17 protein-coding genes are annotated in these 17986 nt (G+C 63.6%); 8 read left to right on the top strand and 9 right to left on the bottom strand.

The annotated features are described in order from the left end of the window. Positions 1-18: 18 nt before the first annotated feature. Complete coding sequence (locus tag PHO31112_RS02555) at positions 19-930, top strand: DMT family transporter (RefSeq protein WP_150619034.1); 912 nt, start codon at positions 19-21, stop codon at positions 928-930. A 108-nt stretch (positions 931-1038) separates the two neighbouring features. Here the strand turns inward: PHO31112_RS02555 and PHO31112_RS02550 are convergent, their stop codons facing one another. After that, complete coding sequence (locus PHO31112_RS02550) at positions 1039-1461, bottom strand: hypothetical protein (RefSeq protein WP_150619033.1); 423 nt, start codon at positions 1459-1461, stop codon at positions 1039-1041. A gap of 192 nt (positions 1462-1653) precedes the next feature. Here PHO31112_RS02550 and PHO31112_RS02545 point away from each other — a divergent pair, with 192 nt between their 5' ends. After that, positions 1654-2016, top strand: a complete 363-nt coding sequence (locus tag PHO31112_RS02545) for a DUF2288 domain-containing protein (protein ID WP_150619032.1) — start codon at positions 1654-1656, stop codon at positions 2014-2016. Between the two features lie 46 nt (positions 2017-2062). Here the strand turns inward: PHO31112_RS02545 and PHO31112_RS02540 are convergent, their stop codons facing one another. Both PHO31112_RS02540 and PHO31112_RS02535 read right to left on the bottom strand, forming a co-directional pair. Next, positions 2063-2437, bottom strand: a complete 375-nt coding sequence (locus tag PHO31112_RS02540) for a hypothetical protein (protein WP_150619031.1) — start codon at positions 2435-2437, stop codon at positions 2063-2065. A gap of 49 nt (positions 2438-2486) precedes the next feature. Next, a complete protein-coding gene (locus PHO31112_RS02535) occupies positions 2487-3380 on the bottom strand; it encodes a LysR family transcriptional regulator (RefSeq protein WP_150619030.1) in 894 nt (297 codons plus the stop codon). A gap of 244 nt (positions 3381-3624) precedes the next feature. Between PHO31112_RS02535 and PHO31112_RS02530 the strand changes: the two genes are divergently transcribed. Beyond that, positions 3625-4998, top strand: a complete 1374-nt coding sequence (locus PHO31112_RS02530; RefSeq protein ID WP_150619029.1) for an MFS transporter — start codon at positions 3625-3627, stop codon at positions 4996-4998. Positions 4999-5028: 30 nt separating this feature from the next. Here PHO31112_RS02530 and PHO31112_RS02525 read toward each other — a convergent pair whose 3' ends face one another. Continuing rightward, a complete protein-coding gene (locus PHO31112_RS02525; protein WP_150619028.1) occupies positions 5029-5937 on the bottom strand; it encodes a LysR family transcriptional regulator in 909 nt (302 codons plus the stop codon). A gap of 179 nt (positions 5938-6116) precedes the next feature. Between PHO31112_RS02525 and PHO31112_RS02520 the strand changes: the two genes are divergently transcribed. Further along, complete coding sequence (locus PHO31112_RS02520) at positions 6117-7310, top strand: MFS transporter (RefSeq protein WP_150619027.1); 1194 nt, start codon at positions 6117-6119, stop codon at positions 7308-7310. Positions 7311-7337: 27 nt separating this feature from the next. Here the strand turns inward: PHO31112_RS02520 and PHO31112_RS02515 are convergent, their stop codons facing one another. The 3 genes from PHO31112_RS02515 to PHO31112_RS02505 form a co-directional block, all read right to left on the bottom strand. Continuing rightward, positions 7338-8189 carry a TOBE domain-containing protein gene (locus tag PHO31112_RS02515; RefSeq protein ID WP_150619026.1) on the bottom strand — a complete coding sequence of 284 codons (852 nt, stop codon included), beginning with the start codon at positions 8187-8189 and terminating at the stop codon, positions 7338-7340. A 376-nt stretch (positions 8190-8565) separates the two neighbouring features. Beyond that, positions 8566-8814 carry a hypothetical protein gene (locus tag PHO31112_RS02510; RefSeq protein ID WP_150619025.1) on the bottom strand — a complete coding sequence of 83 codons (249 nt, stop codon included), beginning with the start codon at positions 8812-8814 and terminating at the stop codon, positions 8566-8568. Further along, positions 8811-10424, bottom strand: coding sequence for an EAL domain-containing protein (locus PHO31112_RS02505; protein ID WP_150619024.1), 1614 nt, complete (start codon positions 10422-10424; stop codon positions 8811-8813). The genes PHO31112_RS02510 and PHO31112_RS02505 overlap by 4 nt, the downstream gene beginning before the upstream one ends. A gap of 407 nt (positions 10425-10831) precedes the next feature. Between PHO31112_RS02505 and PHO31112_RS02500 the strand changes: the two genes are divergently transcribed. Next, the gene (locus tag PHO31112_RS02500) at positions 10832-12067 is read left to right on the top strand and encodes an MFS transporter (RefSeq protein ID WP_150619023.1); all 1236 of its coding nucleotides are present in this window, start codon (positions 10832-10834) and stop codon (positions 12065-12067) included. Between the two features lie 116 nt (positions 12068-12183). Here PHO31112_RS02500 and PHO31112_RS02495 read toward each other — a convergent pair whose 3' ends face one another. Together PHO31112_RS02495 and PHO31112_RS02490 are read right to left on the bottom strand one after the other, a co-directional pair. Next, positions 12184-12597 (bottom strand): RT0821/Lpp0805 family surface protein, encoded by a 414-nt coding sequence (locus tag PHO31112_RS02495; RefSeq protein ID WP_150619022.1) that lies wholly within the window; start codon positions 12595-12597, stop codon positions 12184-12186. Positions 12598-12746: 149 nt separating this feature from the next. After that, positions 12747-13691, bottom strand: a complete 945-nt coding sequence (locus PHO31112_RS02490; protein WP_150619021.1) for a MurR/RpiR family transcriptional regulator — start codon at positions 13689-13691, stop codon at positions 12747-12749. Between the two features lie 261 nt (positions 13692-13952). On the opposite strand from PHO31112_RS02490, the gene PHO31112_RS02485 reads away from it, so the two are divergent. The 3 genes from PHO31112_RS02485 (at position 13953) to PHO31112_RS02475 (ending at position 17961) form a co-directional block, all read left to right on the top strand. After that, the gene (locus PHO31112_RS02485; protein ID WP_150619020.1) at positions 13953-15296 is read left to right on the top strand and encodes an aspartate aminotransferase family protein; all 1344 of its coding nucleotides are present in this window, start codon (positions 13953-13955) and stop codon (positions 15294-15296) included. Then, positions 15293-16135 carry a beta-keto acid cleavage family enzyme gene (locus tag PHO31112_RS02480; RefSeq protein ID WP_150619019.1) on the top strand — a complete coding sequence of 281 codons (843 nt, stop codon included), beginning with the start codon at positions 15293-15295 and terminating at the stop codon, positions 16133-16135. Before PHO31112_RS02485 ends, PHO31112_RS02480 begins: the two co-directional genes overlap by 4 nt. Positions 16136-16287: 152 nt before the next feature. Continuing rightward, positions 16288-17961 (top strand): methyl-accepting chemotaxis protein, encoded by a 1674-nt coding sequence (locus PHO31112_RS02475; protein WP_425495147.1) that lies wholly within the window; start codon positions 16288-16290, stop codon positions 17959-17961. Positions 17962-17986: the final 25 nt, after the last annotated feature.

The following is a 17986-nucleotide window of genomic DNA, read 5'->3' as shown; positions in this document are numbered from 1 at the left end:
CAAACGCCATATTCCGAAATGCGCTTCTTCTCTCGAACGAGCTACGGGCCCGAGGCCTGTGCGTTGCTCGCCGCCCTCTTGAACGGCACGATCGGTGTGTTGACGCGCACCGGATTCGATCAAGGGGCGACGCCCGCGTTGATCGCCTTCTGGAAGTGCTTCGGCGCGTTCCTGTTGGTCGCCGGACTCTGCGCATGTCGGCCGCAGCTAAGCCTGCAAACCGTCAGTCTTGCCAGACGCTGGCCGCAGTTTGCGTGTCTTTCGCTACTGGGCATCTTCGGTCTTTACTACTTTGAAACGAAGGCGTTCGCGCAAGCGTCGATTCCGCTGGTTTCCTTCCTCACCTATGCCGCAGGCGGCGCCACTATCGCGTTATCCGGCCTGTTTCTTGGGGAAAAGGTCACGCGCCAGAAGATTGGCGCCTTCGCTGCGATCGTCATGGGTGTGGGGTTGATGAGCCTGTTCGAGCACGGCGTGACCGGCAGTTTGTCCGGCATTGTGCTGGCGTTGGCTGGCGGGTGCGGCTATGCGCTGTTCATCTTCCTTTCCAAGTGGTTCAGGATCGGGGCGGGATTGCCTCAACTGGTATGGCTCTTCGGATTTGGAAGCCTGTTTCTCCTGTTGCCGCTTTTGCGTGAGGGCTTCGCGATACCTGAGGGTTCCACATGGATAACCTTGTGCGCGCTCGTCTTGCTTCCCACCATCGGTGGCTTCTATTTCACAACGCGTGCGGTGGAAGGCGGGCAAGCCAGCAAGGTGCAGATCATCGAGACCAGCGATCCCCTGTTTGCCACGTTTTTTGGATTCATGGTTTTTGGCGACCGATTGAGTGATGCGGGGATGTTTGGCGCAGGTTTGATCGCGGTGGGGCTCCTGATTGCGGTCTGGCATCGGCCCGACCGATGTTTGCATAGCGCATCAGCCGAGTGAACAAACAAAACCGCCGCCCGGGCGTTAGCCTCGGGCGGCGGTTGGTCGGCACGTGTCATGCGGGGGTGCGGCGACGCCGTCCCTTGTGCTGGCGGTGTCGATCCGGTATCAGGCGTCGTCGTCGAGCCACGGCACTTCGACGTCGGTCAGGAACGCGACCATCGCGAGCGGACGCGCTTCATGGCGGCCCATCTTGCCATCGGCACGATGCCACACTACCTGGAACGCCTCCGGATACTTGTCGGCGATCAGTTGCACGGTGCGCAGCTCTTCTTCTTCGGCTTCATCGATGGGGCCGTCGAACGACAGTACGAGTGCCTGCGGCCACACACCGTCTTCCGGGTCGTAGACCTTGTCGCCATTAGGCACGTCTACCACCGCCTCGACGCCGATCGTTGCCGACGCCGCCACGATCATCTCGCCAAGCGCGCGCAGTAGCGCAGTTGCACGGGCAGAGTTGATCTGGCGCATGGCGAGATCGCCGCGCGTCAGGGCTTGTTCCAGCTTGGGATCGGTTTTTTGTTTGGACATGCGGTTCCTCGGTAAAACGTTAGTCACCACGTAGCGGCCGTGCCATGTCACTGCGACACCGACGTCATACGTGGGGTTCCGATGCTACCACCGTCACGCACGCCGGGGCGCATTACAATGCGGGTTTTCGATATTTCCGGTTTTCCGCACGCCGCCGCTCTTCGGCCTGCGCCGCCCTGGAGTCACGCTGTCATGGATTCGCCCAAGTCGCCCAAGCCCGCCCAAGCCGGTCAATCGCCGCAAAACGCCACGCCGGGGGCGAGCGATGTCTATGTGCGTCTGCTCGGCGAAACCGCCAAGATCGACTGGAAGGATCTGGCGTCTTTTTTCGCGCGCGGCGTGCTGCTATACGTTGCCCCCGGTGTCGACCTCGTGTCGGTCGCCGAGGCAGTTGCCAACGACGATAAGGACATCGTGTCCCAATGGCTTTCGTCGGGTATGGTGCAACGCATGCAGGCCGAACACGCGACCGATTTCGCCGCGCGCACGCCGGAGTTGTGGGCCGTCGTCGTGGCGCCCTGGGTGCTGGTGCAGGAGCGCGGCATCGTCGCATAACGAACAGGTGTTGCGGACGCTCCCGATGCGTCGTGATGCCTCGCGGTTATTCCGTCGCCCCCGCCTCGACGAGGCGTCGCGTGCAGTCTTCCAACAGATCCTGCGCGACGACCGACGCGTACGCGTAGTCCGCGTCGAGCGATTCCATCATTTCATGCGCGGTGTACAAGCCGGCTTCGCGAGAGAGTGAGCCGGCCAGCTCGCGCGCGAAGTCGTCGCTCAGCATCGAAAGCAGACGCCGTTCTTCCAACGGCAATTGCAGCTTCGAGCGCGATAGCCACATTTGCGCGAGTGTGGCGCCCTGCTTGTCCGTCATCCATTGCCCATGCTCGTAGAACGCCGACAGACGCTCGGCCGTCAACGCGAACAGCAGCGCGCGGCGGGTGTTGAAATTCAGACGAATCGGCGTGGCTTCCGGCATGACGGCAACCGCATTAAGCGGACAAAATCGGGATCAGGGGGCAAAGGTATCACGCGAAGAGCCGCAACAGCGCATTGCGGGCGTGCCGGATCAGATCGGTTTCGTCGGCGCGTCCGGGCAGCAGGTGGAATTCGGCGCGCGGCAGCGACGGCAGCCCGAGGGACGGCGGACACACGATGAGATCGGACGTGAGCGCCGATTCGTTCAGGCACGAGATGCCCAGCCCTGCGCCGAGCGCCAGTTGCATGCCGGCCACGCCCGCTGCGGAGTGGGAGACGCGGTAAGGCACTTTGTGCCGCTCAAGCACACCGAGCACGAGGCTTTGCAACGCGCACGAGGGCGGCAGCGTCACCAGCGGCAGTGGTTCACCGACGGGCTCGGCCAGCGACGACGACATCGCCCACACGAGACGCTCACGGCGCACCAGCGTGCCCGGCGTTCGATAGCCCAGCGCTTTGGCGCCGCGGCCGACATCCTCGTTCATCAGGCGTAACGCCAATCCCACATCGAAGTGTTCGCCGGTCAGCGCGGTGCGCTCGATCTGCGCACTTTGCATGGCGCTCACATGCAGGCGCAGGCGCGGGTACAGGCTCGTGAATCGCTTGAGGACACGGCCAACGTCGTGCGGACGGTAGTAATCGGTGATGGCGATGCGCAACTCGCCATCGAGCAGCACGCCTTGCAGGTCTTCGAACGCCGCCTCGGACAGCGCCGAGATCTGCCGCGCATAGGCGAGCAGTCGCGTGCCGGCGGGCGTGGGGCGCATGCCTTTGCGCGAACGCACGAGCAACGGCTGTCCGGCACGCGCTTCGAGCTTCTTGAGCTGCTCGCTGACGGTCGATTGCGATAGAAAGATCTGCTCCGCGGCTGCCGAAATGCTGCCGGCGTCGTGAACGGCGATAAAGGTACGCAACTGCGTGAGATCGAAGGCGCGGGCGTTCATGGCGGCTCTTGGGAAGTCTCGCTTTTGGAGAGGCGTCGGAGGCGCACCGCACACCGCGCACCACCCACATTCGGAGTTAATCCGGGAAAAACGATATAAGGCATCGAATTTTCCCGCTTTTCCGATGGATTGTCTATCCGTAGGATGCGGAGCATGGTGTCCTGAGCCCAGGCTTCAAGGGGGATGGACGCCGCGACTTCTCTCCTCTGAGCCGCGTGCCTGCGGGCCGCGCACCGTGTCACACATGAATGAACGCCTATGTACTGCCCCTGCTACCGCTAATCAGGCGCCACCTGTTTCACCTGTTCTGCCTGTTGCGGTTGCGCCGTCCCTCACCCACGCACTCGGTCGTAACCATCGCTGGAAGGTATTGGGTGTCGGCGTGGCGGCCAACGGTAGCTTTGCTGCCGCCATGGGCGGCATTCCCGCCACCGCCGTGCAGATGCGCAGCGCGTATGCGCTGGCTAACGGCGATCTTGGCATCGTGCTCGGCATGATCGGCCTGGGTATCGCCATTTCCGAATTACCGTGGGGCATGCTCACCGACCGCTGGGGCGACCGGCGGGTGCTGCTTGTCGGGCTGCTGGTGACGGCGGTGGCGCTCGCCGGGCTGGCGTTGTGGGGGGTGCCGACGGCCCATTTCGTGCCGTCGATGCCGATGCTCGCGGCGGGGATGCTGGCCATCGGCGTACTCGGGGGCAGTGTGAACGGATCGAGCGGGCGCGCGGTCATGCGTTGGTTTCACGATAGCGAGCGCGGTCTGGCGATGAGCGTGCGGCAATGCGCCGTGCCGATGGGCGGCGGTATCGGCGCGCTGGTATTGCCGGGCACGGCGCTGCATTTCGGCTTCCGCGCCGTGTACTTCGAATTGGCGCTCGCGTGTGTCGCCGCAGCGTTCATGGCGTGGCTGTGGCTGATTGAGCCACCGGAGGAACCGCACGAACCGCATGACAAGGCGTGCACGGCGGCCCGTGCAGCGAGCGCCACGGGCGGGCGTCCGGCCGCGAGCTACACTCCGTTGCGCGACGCGCGTTTGCTGAGCACAGCGCTGGGCATGGCAGTGCTCGTGATGCCGCAAGTCGCCGTGTTGACCTTCGGCACCGTGTTTCTGCATGACTTTGCCCACGTGAGCGTGGCGATGATCTCGTTCACGCTAGTTGCTGTGCAGACGGGGGCTGCGATCACGCGTGTGTGGAGCGGGCGCTTTACGGACAAGCGTCGCAATCGCCCCGCGTATCTGCGCGCATGCACGATTGTCGTCGGTGCGGTTTTCGCGTTGCTGGCGCTACTGGTGGCGGTGTTGGCGCACCATCCCGAATGGCTGGTGCACGGCACGCCGTGGATGATCGGGCTGCTGATCGCCGGCGGTGTCGTGGCGTCGGCGTGGCACGGGGTCGCGTTCACTGAACTGGCAACGCTTGCCGGTGCCTCTCGCGCCGGGACGGCGCTCGGCATCGGCAATACCGGCGTCTTCCTGACGATGTTCCTCACGCCGCTGACGATCCCGCTATTGCTGTCGATTGGCGGCTGGGGGCTGGTATGGGCGGGGGGGCTGCTTTGCGCCGCGCTGGCGTGGCCGCTTTTCGTCTGGTCGCATCGGGACCGGACACCCGCGTGAGCGTCTGAACGTCAATACGTTCGCACGGCATCAGGGCAGGTGAACGTTGGCCACAAGAAAGTCCAGAAACGCGCGCACGCGCGCGGGCAAGTGGCCGCCCTGCCCGACATACACCGCGTGCACCGGTTCCAGATCGCCGGGATTGTAGTCTTCCAGCACAGTGACGAGTCGTCCCGCACGCAAATCGGCATCGACGTGATAGCGCGAATGGCGGGCGAGACCCAGCCCCTCGATCGCGAGCTTGCGCATGGTATCGCCGTCGCTCACGGCCATGTTGCCGATCTGCGGATAGTGCGTGATGCCGCCAGTGCCGTCGAGAAACGGCCACCCCTGCACCTGACGGTCGAAATTGAAGGCCATGACGTTGTGATGAATCAGGTCGGCTGGCGAGCGCAGCGGGCCGTTGCGCGCGAGATACTCGGGCGACGCGACCACGTGCAAGCGGCTCTCGCCGAGCTTGCGGGCCACCAACCGCGAGTCACGCAGCGGACCTGCGCGCACGGCAACGTCGGCACGCTGCTCCAGCAGATCGACGACCGTATCGGTGAGTGTCAGATCGAGACGAATCTCGGGATACTGCGCCAGAAACGCCGGAATCACCGGCAACAGATAGAGCGAGCCGATCGGCACGCTCGAGTTCACGCGCAGCAGGCCGCGCGGCACGGCCCCCGCCGCCGCTTCACGCTCGGCTGCTTCGATGTCGGCCAGTACACGCAACGCGCGCTCATGGAACGACGTGCCCTCGGGCGTGAGTTGCAGACGACGCGTCGAGCGATTGAACAGGCGTGCTCCCAGGCGCGCCTCGAGCCGGGCAATCAGCTTGCTTACGGCAGACGGCGTCATATGCAACGCGCGCGCCGCCGCCGAGAAGCCGCCGTGCTCCACAACACGCGCGAAAACTTCCATATCGCCTGAGCGATTGACGTCCTGCCGACCCATCGAATGTGCCCCTGTCCCTTGCCACGACTGGCTTTGCGCGATGCTGTGACGTCAAGTCACAAATCATTTTCCTTCGCGCAGTCTATTTCATCAATGTCGGGACGTCTATATTGCGCACATCGGTGACGGCTGTCCCCTCGGCGGCGTGACCTTTCCTTATATTCAGACAGGAGTTTTCTGTGCCCATCGCCCTCTACGCCCTGACCGCCGGTGCCTTCGGCATTGGCGTGACGGAATTTGTCATCATGGGTCTGCTGCTCAACGTCGGTGCCGATTTCGGTGTCTCGATTGCGGCCGCAGGCCTGCTTATCTCCGGTTACGCGCTGGGTGTCGTTGTTGGCGCTCCGCTCATGACAACCGCCACCGCCCGCTGGCCGCGCAAGACGGTGCTGCTGGTGCTCATGGCGATCTTCACCATCGGTAACGCCGCGTGCGCGCTCGCGCCGAGCTATGGGGCGCTGATGGCTGCCCGCGTGCTGACGTCGTTCGCCCACGGTACGTTCTTCGGTGTCGGTTCGGTCGTCGCGACCGGTCTGGTGCCGCGCGAGCGCCGTGCGTCGGCCATTGCCGTGATGTTCACGGGGCTGACCGTCGCCAACATTCTCGGCGTGCCGTTCGGTACGTGGTTGGGTCAGCACTTCGGCTGGCGCGCCAGCTTCTGGGCGGTCACGGTCATTGGTGCGCTCGCGTTCCTCGTGATCGCCTGGTTCGTGCCGAAGATTGCAGCACCGAAGGATGCGGGCGACTGGCGTGCCGATCTGCGTGCACTGGCACGTCGTCCGGTGCTGCTCGGCTTGCTCACGACGGTGCTCGGCTGGGTGGGGGTATTCGGCGTATTCACGTACATCGCACCGTTGCTCACCGAAGTCACCGGTTTTGCCGAAGGCGCCGTTTCGCCGATTCTGCTGATCTTCGGCGGAGGCCTGGTGGTCGGTAACCTGCTTGGCGGCAAACTCGCGGATCGTCGCGTGGTGCCGACCGTGTTGGGCAGCTTGCTGGCACTCTCCGTCGTTCTCGGACTGATGACCTTTGCGCTGCACTCGCACTGGCTGGCCATCGTGTTCGTGGCCCTGCTCGGCGCGGCAGCGTTCGCGACAGTCGCACCGCTGCAACTGTGGGTGATGGAAAAGGCCTCGGGGGCGGGGGAAAGCCTCGCATCGAGCTTCAACATCGCCGCCTTCAATCTCGGCAACGCCATTGGCGCGTGGCTGGGTGGCTTCGTCATCGACCATGGTCCGGGTCTGGCGGCGGTGCCCTGGGTGGCCGCGCTCGTGCCGCTGGCCGGCGTGGGTGTTGCGCTGCTCAGCCTGCGCCTGGACCGTCGCGATGCGAGGCTGCAAGTCGCGACGAACTGTGAAACACCTGCGCTGTAACGTGCTCGATGGCCTGACACAAGTGCGTCAGGCCATCACACCCACAATCACACTGGCGGCCGGGAATGCGGCCGTTGCGCCAACGCCTGCCGCCAGTCCCCGTGCCGCCAGCGTGTCGTGCGGCATAACGGCGGCGAGCCGGCCGCCACCGGGCAGCGCCAGCATGATTTCGGCTTGTCCGGCGTCGTCGGTGATGGCGTCGACCGTGCCCGAGAGCCGGTTGGCCGTTGGCAGTCCTGCGAGATCTGCGCCGCGCGCGATATCGATCCACGGCGCCTTGATGAGCGCGAACGCATCGCCACCGATGGCAAGCCCTAACGTTTGCGTGCTGTGATGCGTGAGTGACGCCGTAATCGCTTCGCCGCCGGGCAAGGTCAGTGTGACTTCGTCGTTCACACCACAGCGTCGAATGTTGGTGATGGTGCCGTGCAACTGATTGCGTGCACTCGTTTGCAGACCGAGCCGGGCGATCACGGGCCACTGTTCGTCGAAATGTTCCAGATCGTTGGCCACGCGCGCGAGGAATTGCCGCTGGGCCGCTTCTACCGCCCGAAAGGCCGCTACGAGCTTCGCGCCGCGCGCGGTGAGGCGTGTGCCGCCACCGCCGCGACCACCTGTGCTGCGCGCGACCAACGGCTCGCCGGCGAGCTGGTTCATTGCGTCCACGGCATCCCATGCCGCTTTGTAACTCATGCCCGCGGCCTTTGCCGCTGCGGTAATCGATCCGTGCGCGGCAATCTGTTCGAGCAGCGCAATCCGGGCCTGACCACCGAGCGACGAGTTGCCGCGATGCAGCCAAAGCGAACCACTCACTTGCAGGGCGTCATTCATTTCGTTGTGTAAAACACCGTCCGACGTTGAAGAAGGTTCGGAAACCATAGTGATTTTCTCGCTCAAACGCAGCAGGTGAGCGCATTGTAGAGGGCGGACGAGCCAGCGAAAACCGGCGCTGGACGCGGAAGTGTTGCGGCGCACCAACGAAGCGCACTTCGGCCGTTCTTTTGGGGGACGAATGGGGGACGTTTCTCCACTACATTGAATTCCGCCGCATGCCCCCCCAATGCCGGTCGGCGTCGCGTCAGGCTGAAATCCAGGTTTGATGCGGTTTGACCGGGAATGCGACGTTTGCCGAAGTGCCCACTCACCTGACACAACAGAAACGGGGTGAAATGATGCGCGTCAGGAATATCAAGGAAACGGTTGACGGGGCTCGATACTATCGTCTGGTTCGCACGCTGCCCAACGGCAAGCGACATCAGATGCAAATCTCTTTCTCCGCGGGTGAAATGCGCTTCAGACGTTTCGTCGCACAGCGATTGTGGTTGCTGCGCGCTGAAATGAGGGACAGCGCGCGTGCGGCCGCCATGCCCGCACCGCGCAACAATATGCCGCAGTTGGTCTTCTGACCTCTTCGCAGTACCGTCAGGAAAAACGCTTGGCCGGTTGTGTTTCCCGGCCAGGCGTTTTCGTCGTTTTCGTCGTGCGTTGCGCTGGCGGCGCTCAAACCGCCTTGGGTTGCGTCAGGGGCGTGATCGGCGTGACGGTCGCAGACACCTGCTTCACCGTCGTCAGTCCCGCGCCCGCGTGGGCTATCGCAAACGGCACCAATTCGTCGAACGAGATCGGCCGCGCGAACAAGTATCCCTGTGCGTAGGTGACGTTGCGCTGGCGCAGATACTTCGCCTGCATTTCGCTCTCGACACCTTCTGCGACGATCGTCATCCCCATGCGCTCTGCCAGATCGATGATGGAGTCGCAGATGTTGCGCGTGACCACGTCGTCTTCGGTGACCGGCAAGAACTCCTTGTCGATCTTCAGATAATTGAAGTCGTAGCGCTTCAGGTAGCCGATGGAGTTGTTCTCGGCGCCGAAGTCGTCCAGTGCCGTTTCGATACCCCGGCGCTGGAGTTCCGCCATCACGTTGCGCGCGGCCGCCGAGTCGCGAATGACATAACGTTCCGTAATCTCGGCGATGAGCGGATAGGTGTCGTTCAGCGACCCGTAAATCCGTTCGATATCCTGCACGATGGTGTTATCCCGCAAGTGCCGCTCGGCGAGATTGATCGCGATATGAAAGCCTTGCGGTAACGCGCCCTTCGCAACGTCGTTGCGAATCAGCTTAAGCAATGAACGCGTGAGTTCGATAATCAGACCGTTGCCTTCCGCGATGGGAATGAAGGCGTCGGGCCGGACCAGACCGGCCACCGGATGGTGCCAGCGCACCAGCGCCTCGGCACCGGTGCAACGTCCCGTCGCCAGCTCCATCACGGGCTGGTAGTACACCTTGAATTCGTTGCGTTTGATGCCGAGTGCAATCTGTCGCCGCATGAACTGCGCCGGGCTGAGATGGCGGAACGTCAGAATGCCCAGCAAGACCGCGATCACGGCGCCGAAGGACAGAAAGATGGGGGCGTAATTGGCAATCAGCCTGCGAGTCAACGACGGACTACCCGCGAGTGACGTCGTGAAGAGTTCCGAGGTAAGTGTGGACTGCGCGCCGCGCGTAGCGACGCTGGCGGATTCAAGCGTTGGCGCCTCAGACGTCAGCGATAGCTTCCCGATGGTCATCGCCGTCCATTCGAGATTGCTGTTCTTCACACTATGCAAAGACTCGGTGAGGTACACCCCGTCGACAAATCCCAGCACGCCGTCGGTGGCGGAGGTGGGAACGAAAATCGCCAACGCAGGGGCGTCTCGAACATAAGGCGTGCTGGCGACAAAAATGGCGCGCGTTCCCGTGAGTAACGGCACCAGCTCGTTCGGCAGCGGCATATCGATGGCTTGGTCCGTTCGCGCCACCGACGAGCAATACATCTTGCCGTGAGACACAAGCCAGATGGAACGAAAGTAAGGGCTGAGCGTGCCTTCGGCCTGGAGCGCACCGTTGACCTCGCTACAGTTGCGCCCGACCCAGGCGGTGGCGCCTTGAAGAGCGGTGTCGGCACTGTCGACAATGCGCTCAAGCGCATCGCGTTGGCGTTCGGTCTCTTCCTGCAAAATCGCTTGCGACGCACCGACTACGCGTAACCAGCCGAGCAAGAGAACGACAAGGAGCGTGACCGTCACCACAAGCCCGGTCACCAGCCACTGCGCGACTCTGGAGTGTTGAATCATGTTTTGCCGCGAACCAAGGAAGGAGTAGGGCCCTTGTGTGTGCTTTGTGCTGCATGGCACAACTCGTCATCGACTCTACACGAATCCCCGACGCCGACCAACGCCCGATAAACCCGCACAGACCCTTGAAATAAAGGGCCTGGTCGGCTCGGCGGTGGTATATCAGGGGGCCACATCCGCGACCACCTGCCGAGCCCCTCTTGTCGTTTTCTACAACGCATACAGCGGTGGGCTGGGATGGCGGAATCGCGACAAAACTTGGCGTAACGACGATTTACGCATGCTCTACACTTCACTTATTCGATTTTCGGCAAAAAATGGGATATATCCCAACTTTCATGCATATCTGCACGAAAACCGCCGGAAACGCCGCCTTTCCAAAGCCTTTGACGTAAATCCTCCATCCCATGTCGAGTCAACCTGCAACGTCCCTCCCCGGCGCCTCCTCGCCGGCTGCAAAGGGCACGGCGTTTCGCGTGCTGTCTGCGATCAGCTTCTCTCATTTGCTCAACGACATGATTCAGTCGTTGATCCTGGCCATCTATCCGCTGCTCAAGGCGAGCTTCGACCTGAGCTTCGGCCAGGTCGGTCTGATCACGCTCACGTATCAGATCACCGCGTCGTTGCTGCAACCGGTTGTGGGGCTTTACACCGACAAGCATCCGAAGCCGTATTCGCTGCCGGTCGGCATGGGTTTCACGCTCGTGGGCCTGCTGTTGCTGGCGGTTGCACCTAACTTCGGCGTGCTACTGGTCGCGGCTGCGCTCGTCGGCATGGGTTCGTCGGTGTTCCATCCGGAGTCCTCGCGCGTCGCGCGCATGGCCTCGGGCGGACGCCACGGCATGGCGCAATCGTTCTTCCAGGTCGGCGGTAACGTCGGCTCGTCGCTTGGCCCGTTACTTGCCGCGCTGATCATTGCGCCGAACGGCCGCGGCAGCGTGGCGTGGTTTTCCGTGGCGGCGCTCGTGGCGATCGCGGTGCTGTTCCAGGTGAGTCGCTGGTATGCCTCGCAGCGCGCCGCGAGCAAGGGAAAGCCGGCGGCGCGCCGGAGCGGTCACGCGCATCTGTCGCGCGGTAAGGTGATATTTGCCATCGGCATTCTGCTGGTGCTCATTTTTTCGAAGTACTTCTATCTCGCGAGCATCAGCAGCTACTTCACGTTCTATCTGATCAGCAAGTTCCACGTGTCGGTGCAAAGCGCTCAGGTGCATCTGTTCGTGTTCCTGTTCGCCGTGGCGGCGGGCACGATGATCGGCGGGCCGCTGGGCGACAAGATCGGCCGTAAGTATGTGATCTGGGGTTCGATCCTCGGCGCGGCACCCTTCACGCTGATGTTGCCGTACGCGAATCTCTTCTGGACCGGCATTCTGACGGTCGCGATCGGCCTCATTCTCGCCTCGGCGTTCTCGGCCATTCTCGTCTATGCGCAAGAGCTGATTCCGGGCAAGGTCGGTACCGTGTCGGGGCTGTTCTTCGGCTTCGCGTTCGGGATGGGAGGCGTCGGTGCCGCCGTGTTGGGACAACTCGCCGACTCGACGAGCATCGACTTCGTCTATCACGTGTGCGCCTATCTGCCGCTGCTGGGTATCGTGACGATTCTGCTGCCCGATGTCGAAGGCAAAAAGAAGATGGCTGTGGCCTGAGCTCGCTGCATGCAGGATTCGCCGGTGCCCATACACCGGCGACGCAATGAAAAACGCCGGCCCGAAATCTCGGGCCGGCGTTTTTCTTGTCCGATGCTGCGAAGGCAACGGGGGGATTACTGCGTGCTGCGCTTTTGCAGTTCCCAGTGGCCGGCGTCGCCCGTCTTGCAGGTGGGGAGCGTGAGCAAGACTTCCTGACCCTTCGCGCCGAGCAGCACGGTCAGGTCGCGGCAGGTCTTGGTGTCGTCCTTCCGGGTGTTGGTCGGCGTGAGGTGAGCCGTGATCGCGACCGAGTTGTGCGTGCCTTTGTTGGTCCACTCGACGGTTTCGTGGTCCTGCTTGGTGGACAGGACTTCGCTGGCGGCTTTGGCGAGTGACTCGTTGTCGGCCTTCTTCATGTAGGCCAGCGGCGAGTTGCTCATGAACATGAGATTGGACGCGGCAAACGCGGGGGCGGCCAGGCCGGCGCCGATGACGAGCGCCGTGCCGAGTGCGACCCGGCGGGCACGCGACAAATGAGAATGCGACATTCGGAGTCCTTGAGATTGTCGACAGGGGATGAGTCCTGCGTAAGGCCGTGTCGGGTCTTGCGTCGACGGTTCGGCCGCAGGGAGCACGTCGATCATAAAAGAAACTGCGCGCGGCGTCATCCCGGCGCGTCGCTGGGACACGTCACAATTCACACGTCCGGTTTGACGCGCTCGCCGCTGGCAGCACTTTCGCCGTCTGCGCCGCTCGCCGCGCCCGGGCTGACGTAGGCGCCGGTGCCATGCAGTTGGTCTTCGGCCAGCGCCAGCGCGCGCACCGCGCCGCGTCCCTTGCGGGCGAGCAGCATTTCCACGAGCGTTTCCACCACGGCGATGCCTGCGGTGATCGAGGGGAAGAACGATGGGCTTTCGTGCGAGAAGAGCACCGTCACGTCGGCGTCGAGGGCGAGCGGCGAGACCGTGGAGTCTGTGAGCGCGAGCACGCGCGCACCGGCGGCCCGGGCGGCGCGTGCGACGATCAGCGCTTCGTTGGAATAGGGCGCGAAGCTGATGACGACGACCACATCGCGTGCGGAGAGCGCGCGCAACTCCATCTCCAACGTGCCGGCCTCGCCGCGAATCAGGTGCACCGTCGGCCGGAACAGCCGATAGACGTATTGAAACGTGAACGCGATGGGGAAGCACGCGCGAAAGCCTGCCACATGGACGGTGCCCGCATTGGCGAGCAGATCGACGGCGGCGCCCAGCGAGGCATTGGCGCCTGCCTCGGTCAGGTCGAGGTTGTTGTGTTGCACGCGGAACATCTCGGGCACCATGCGCGTGGCGTCGCCTTCGCGAATCATCTGACGTGCGCGACTCGCATACGGTTGCGGCCCGAGCCGGATCGATTCGAGGAACAATTCACGCAAGCCATGCCAGCCTTCGAAACCGAGATGCTGCGCGAGCCGCACGAAAGTTGCGGGCTGCACACCGGCCTCGGCGGCAATGGCACGCATCGAGCTGATCGGTACGCGCTGCGGATGATCGAGCAGGAAACGCGCGCCTGCCTGAAACTGCGGGCTGAGCTGGGGATAGCGCTCACGTAACTGCGCGTTGAGTTGGTCGAGCGTCTGTGGCAGCGCTGGGGCTTCTGGCATCGGGGATCGCAACACGGCAACGAAATAATGTAACGATTGTTGCATGAAATGCCCCGGCCGCGCACGTGCTTTCCCCGATGCCTGCGGACGTCGCGGAGACATTGAAGATGGTCAGGGGATTGCGCGAAGTGTTGCGATGATAAAATGAATGAAACATATGTTGCAAACACAAGGAGATGCGCCTACACTTGGCGACATTGTTCGCATGCGGGTGGTTGGGGCCATCGCGCGACGCGCCATCTTTCCGTCAGGGGTTCAGGCATGACTCATGTGTTTCACCGCAATCCGCGCCAGACGTTGCCCGTCGCGGTCGGCGGCCAGGGAATCGAGCTGATCGACAGCACCGGCAAGCACTATCTCGACGCCTGCGGTGGCGCGGCGGTCTCGTGTCTTGGGCACGGTCATCCCCGCGTGATCGAGGCGATGCAGCAGCAGGCGGCTCAGTTGGCGTATGCGCATACATCGTTCTTCACGACGGAAGTCGCCGAGCATCTGGCCGATATGCTGGCCGCGAACGCGCCTGGTGATCTGAACCACGTGTACTTTGTCAGCGGCGGGTCGGAAGGCGTGGAGGCGGCGCTCAAGCTGGCGCGGCAATACTTCGTCGAGATTGGACAGCCGCAGCGCCGGTATTTCATCGCGCGCCGTCAGAGCTACCACGGCAACACGCTCGGCGCGCTGGCCATCGGCGGCAACGCATGGCGACGCGAGCCGTTCCTCCCGCTGCTGGTGCCGGCACACCACGTCTCGCCGTGCTTCGCGTATCGCGAGCGGTTCGAGGGCGAAAGCGATGCGACGTACGTGCAGCGGCTGGCCGACGAACTCGAAGCGAAAATCCTCGAACTCGGCGGCGACACGGTGATCGCGTTCGTGGCGGAGACCGTCGTGGGGGCCACGGCCGGTGCCGTGCCGCCGGTGGGAGACTACTTCAAGCGCATCCGCGCCGTGTGCGACAAGTACGGTGTGCTGCTGCTGCTCGACGAAGTGATGTCGGGCATGGGCCGCACGGGCTATCTGTTTGCTTGTGAAGAAGACGGCGTGGTGCCGGATATTCTGGTGATCGCCAAGGGTCTGGGCGCGGGTTATCAGCCCATCGGGGCAATGCTGTGCTCCGACAAGATCTTCGACGCCGTGGTCGGCGGGTCGGGCTTCTTCCAGCACGGTCATACCTATCTGGGCCACGGGATGGCCTGCGCGGCGGCGCTGGCCGTGCAACGCACGATTGCGCAAGAGCATCTGCTGGATAACGTGAAGGCGCGCGGCGAGCAACTGCGTGCCCGTCTGCGCGAAGTCTTCGCCGATCACCCGAACGTGGGCGACATACGCGGCCGGGGGCTTTTCGTCGGTGTCGAATTCGTGGCCGAGCGCGCCACCAAGCGAACGCTGCCCACGGCTGACAAGACTCATGCGCGCCTGAAGGCCGCCGCCAAGGAGCGCGGGTTGCTCATCTATCCGATGGGCGGGACGGTCGACGGCGTGCATGGCGACCATGCGCTGATCGCGCCGCCGTTCATCTGCGGGCCGGACGACATCGATCGCATCGTCGAACGGCTGGCGCTGGCGGTGGCCGATGTCACTGGCGTGAAAGCCGCAGGCGCCGCATGACGCGAGCCTTTGCCCTGGCCGTGGCGCCCAACGGCGCGCGTCGCACGCATGTCGACCATCGCGCGCTGCCCATGACGCCGGAAGCCCTTGGCGCGTGCGCGAAGGCGTGTCTGGACGCCGGCGCGGCGATGATCCACCTGCACGTGCGCAAGGCCGACGGCACGCACAGTCTCGAAGTGCCGGACTACACGGCCGGCATCGCCGCAGTGCAGCGAGCCGTGGGCCGCGAACTCGTATTGCAGGTGACGACCGAGGCGGTAGGCATCTATTCCCCGGCGCAGCAGATCGCGACTGTGCAAGCGCTGCATCCCGAAGCGATTTCGGTGGCATTGCGCGAAGTGTCGCCCGATGCGGCGCACGCGCCGGCGGCCGAAGCGTTCTTCTCGTGGCTCTGGCAGGAGCACATCGCCGCGCAATACATCCTGTACGACACCGAAGACGTGGCGCACTATTGGCGTCTGCGCACGAGCGGGGCGATCCGTGCGGGCCGCCATTGGGTGTTGTTCGTGCTGGGCCGGTACAGCAAGGGGCAGTTGTCGTCGCCCTCCGATCTGCTGCCGTTTCTCTCGGCCTGGCAGAACGGTGCGCAGGCGCTGGGCGAAGCCGCCGCCGTCCCGCCCTGGGCGATGTGCGCCTTTGGCCCGCGCGAGGCTGAGTGCGCGCTGGCGGCAGTGTTGCAGGGTGGCCACGCGCGCATTGGCTTCGAAAACAATCTCTACCTGCCGGATGGCAGCGTCTCGCCGGACAACGCGGCGTCGCTCGCAGCACTGACTGCGGCGGCAACCCCGCTCTCGCTTGTCCCCATGACGGCGGACGCCTTGCGCGAGCTCACCCGCTGAGCGCACGCCCGAGCCTCGCTCGCATTTGCCGGCCCACCGAAATCGGAAATAAACGCAAATACATGCCCTGACCGGCGTTGTCCGGCCGGGCCGCTGTAATAGAATCGGCGTAACCTCAATGAGGCCCGCGTCGCCCTCCCCCGGCACCGGGCGTGAACAACGAACGGGAGCGCGGCGTGAAACACTGGTCGATCCGACATCGCATTCTGGCCAGTTTTGGCCTGATCCTTGCCCTGATGGCCCTTATGGCGGGTGTCGCCTATACCCGGCTGGCTGCCATCGAGCAGGAGGCGAACAGCGTGGAGACCGACTCCACGCCTGGGTTGTACTACAGCACGATGCTGCGCGGCGCTTGGTTCGAGAGCTATCAGTTGCTCCAGCAAGTCGTGGTCATCGACGAGAACGACAAGACCCGCGCGATCGATCTCGACGCTCTTCGTACTGTGGACACGAGGATCGACGGCTGGATCAAGGACTACGGCACCACCGTCAACCGCCCTATCGATCGCATGCAGTACGACGAGGTGCGCGGTGTGCGCCAGCAATACGGCCGCGTCAGCAGTCAGGTGCTCAAGCTGGTGAGCGACGGCCAGATGCCCGCTGCGCGCGCGATGCTATCGGATCAGCTCTTCCCCGAATGGGGCCGCGGTCGCTCCGCGATCCAGCGCTTGGTCGACACCAACAAGACCTTTGCCGACGAGTCGACACGCAACATTGCCGAGGCGGTGACGGCGGCCAAGGCGACATTGCTCATCACGCTGGCCGTGGCGCTGGGGTGCGCGGTGTTGTGCGGTTGGTTGCTGTTCCGGGCGATCAGCGTGCCGCTCGCAAGTGTGATGCAGATTCTGGAGATCATGCGCTCGGGCGATCTGACCAAGCGTCTCGATCTGGCGCGCCGTGACGAATTCGGCGCATTGGAGTCCGGTTTCAACCGGATGACGGATGAACTGACGGGGCTCGTCGGGCAGGCGCAGAAGTCGGCATTACAGGTGACGACGTCGGTGACCGAGATTGCCGCCACGTCGCGTCAGCAGCAGGCCACGGCGTCGGAAACGGCGGCGACCACGACGGAGATCGGTGCGACATCGCGCGAGATCTTCGCCACGTCGCGCGATCTGGCGCACACCATGACCGAAGTGGCGGGGGTGGCCAACCAGGCAGCGTCGCTCGCGGGCACCGGCCACGTCGGCCTCACGCGCATGGAAGACGCCATGCGTCATGTGATGGAAGCGGCGGGTTCGGTCAACGGCAAGCTGGGCATCCTCAACGAGAAGGCGGGCAACATCAATCAGGTCGTCACCACGATCACGAAGGTCGCCGACCAGACCAACCTGCTCTCGCTCAACGCGGCCATCGAGGCCGAGAAGGCAGGTGAGTACGGACGTGGTTTTGCCGTGGTAGCCACCGAGATCCGGCGTCTGGCCGACCAGACGGCTGTCGCCACCTACGACATCGAGCAGATGATCAAGGAGATCCAGTCGGCGGTGTCGGCGGGCGTGATGGGCATGGACAAGTTCGCCGAGGAAGTGCGGCGCGGCATGGACGAGATGCGTCAGGTCGGCGATCAGCTCGCACAAATCATTGCGCAGGTGCAGACGCTGCCGCCGCGCTTCCAGGTGGTCAGCGAGGGCATGCAGGCGCAGGCCACCGGTGCCGAACAGATTAATCAGGCGCTGGTGCAACTCTCCGAGGCGGCACAGCAGACGGCCGAATCGCTGCAACAGTCGAGCCAGGCCATCGAAGAACTCAATCACGTCGCCAACGGCCTCAAGAGCGGCGTGTCGCGCTTCAAGGTACTGGCTCTGCCGCCCTCGGGTCTGGTGTGAAGTAACGCCCTCTTCGTCATTCGCG

Origin of the sequence: Pandoraea horticolens, from assembly GCF_902459555.1 — a bacterium.
Lineage (GTDB): Bacteria > Pseudomonadota > Gammaproteobacteria > Burkholderiales > Burkholderiaceae > Pandoraea > Pandoraea horticolens.
The sequence above is the reverse complement of the archived record's forward strand: the minus strand, read 5'-3'. Positions and strand labels throughout refer to the sequence as shown.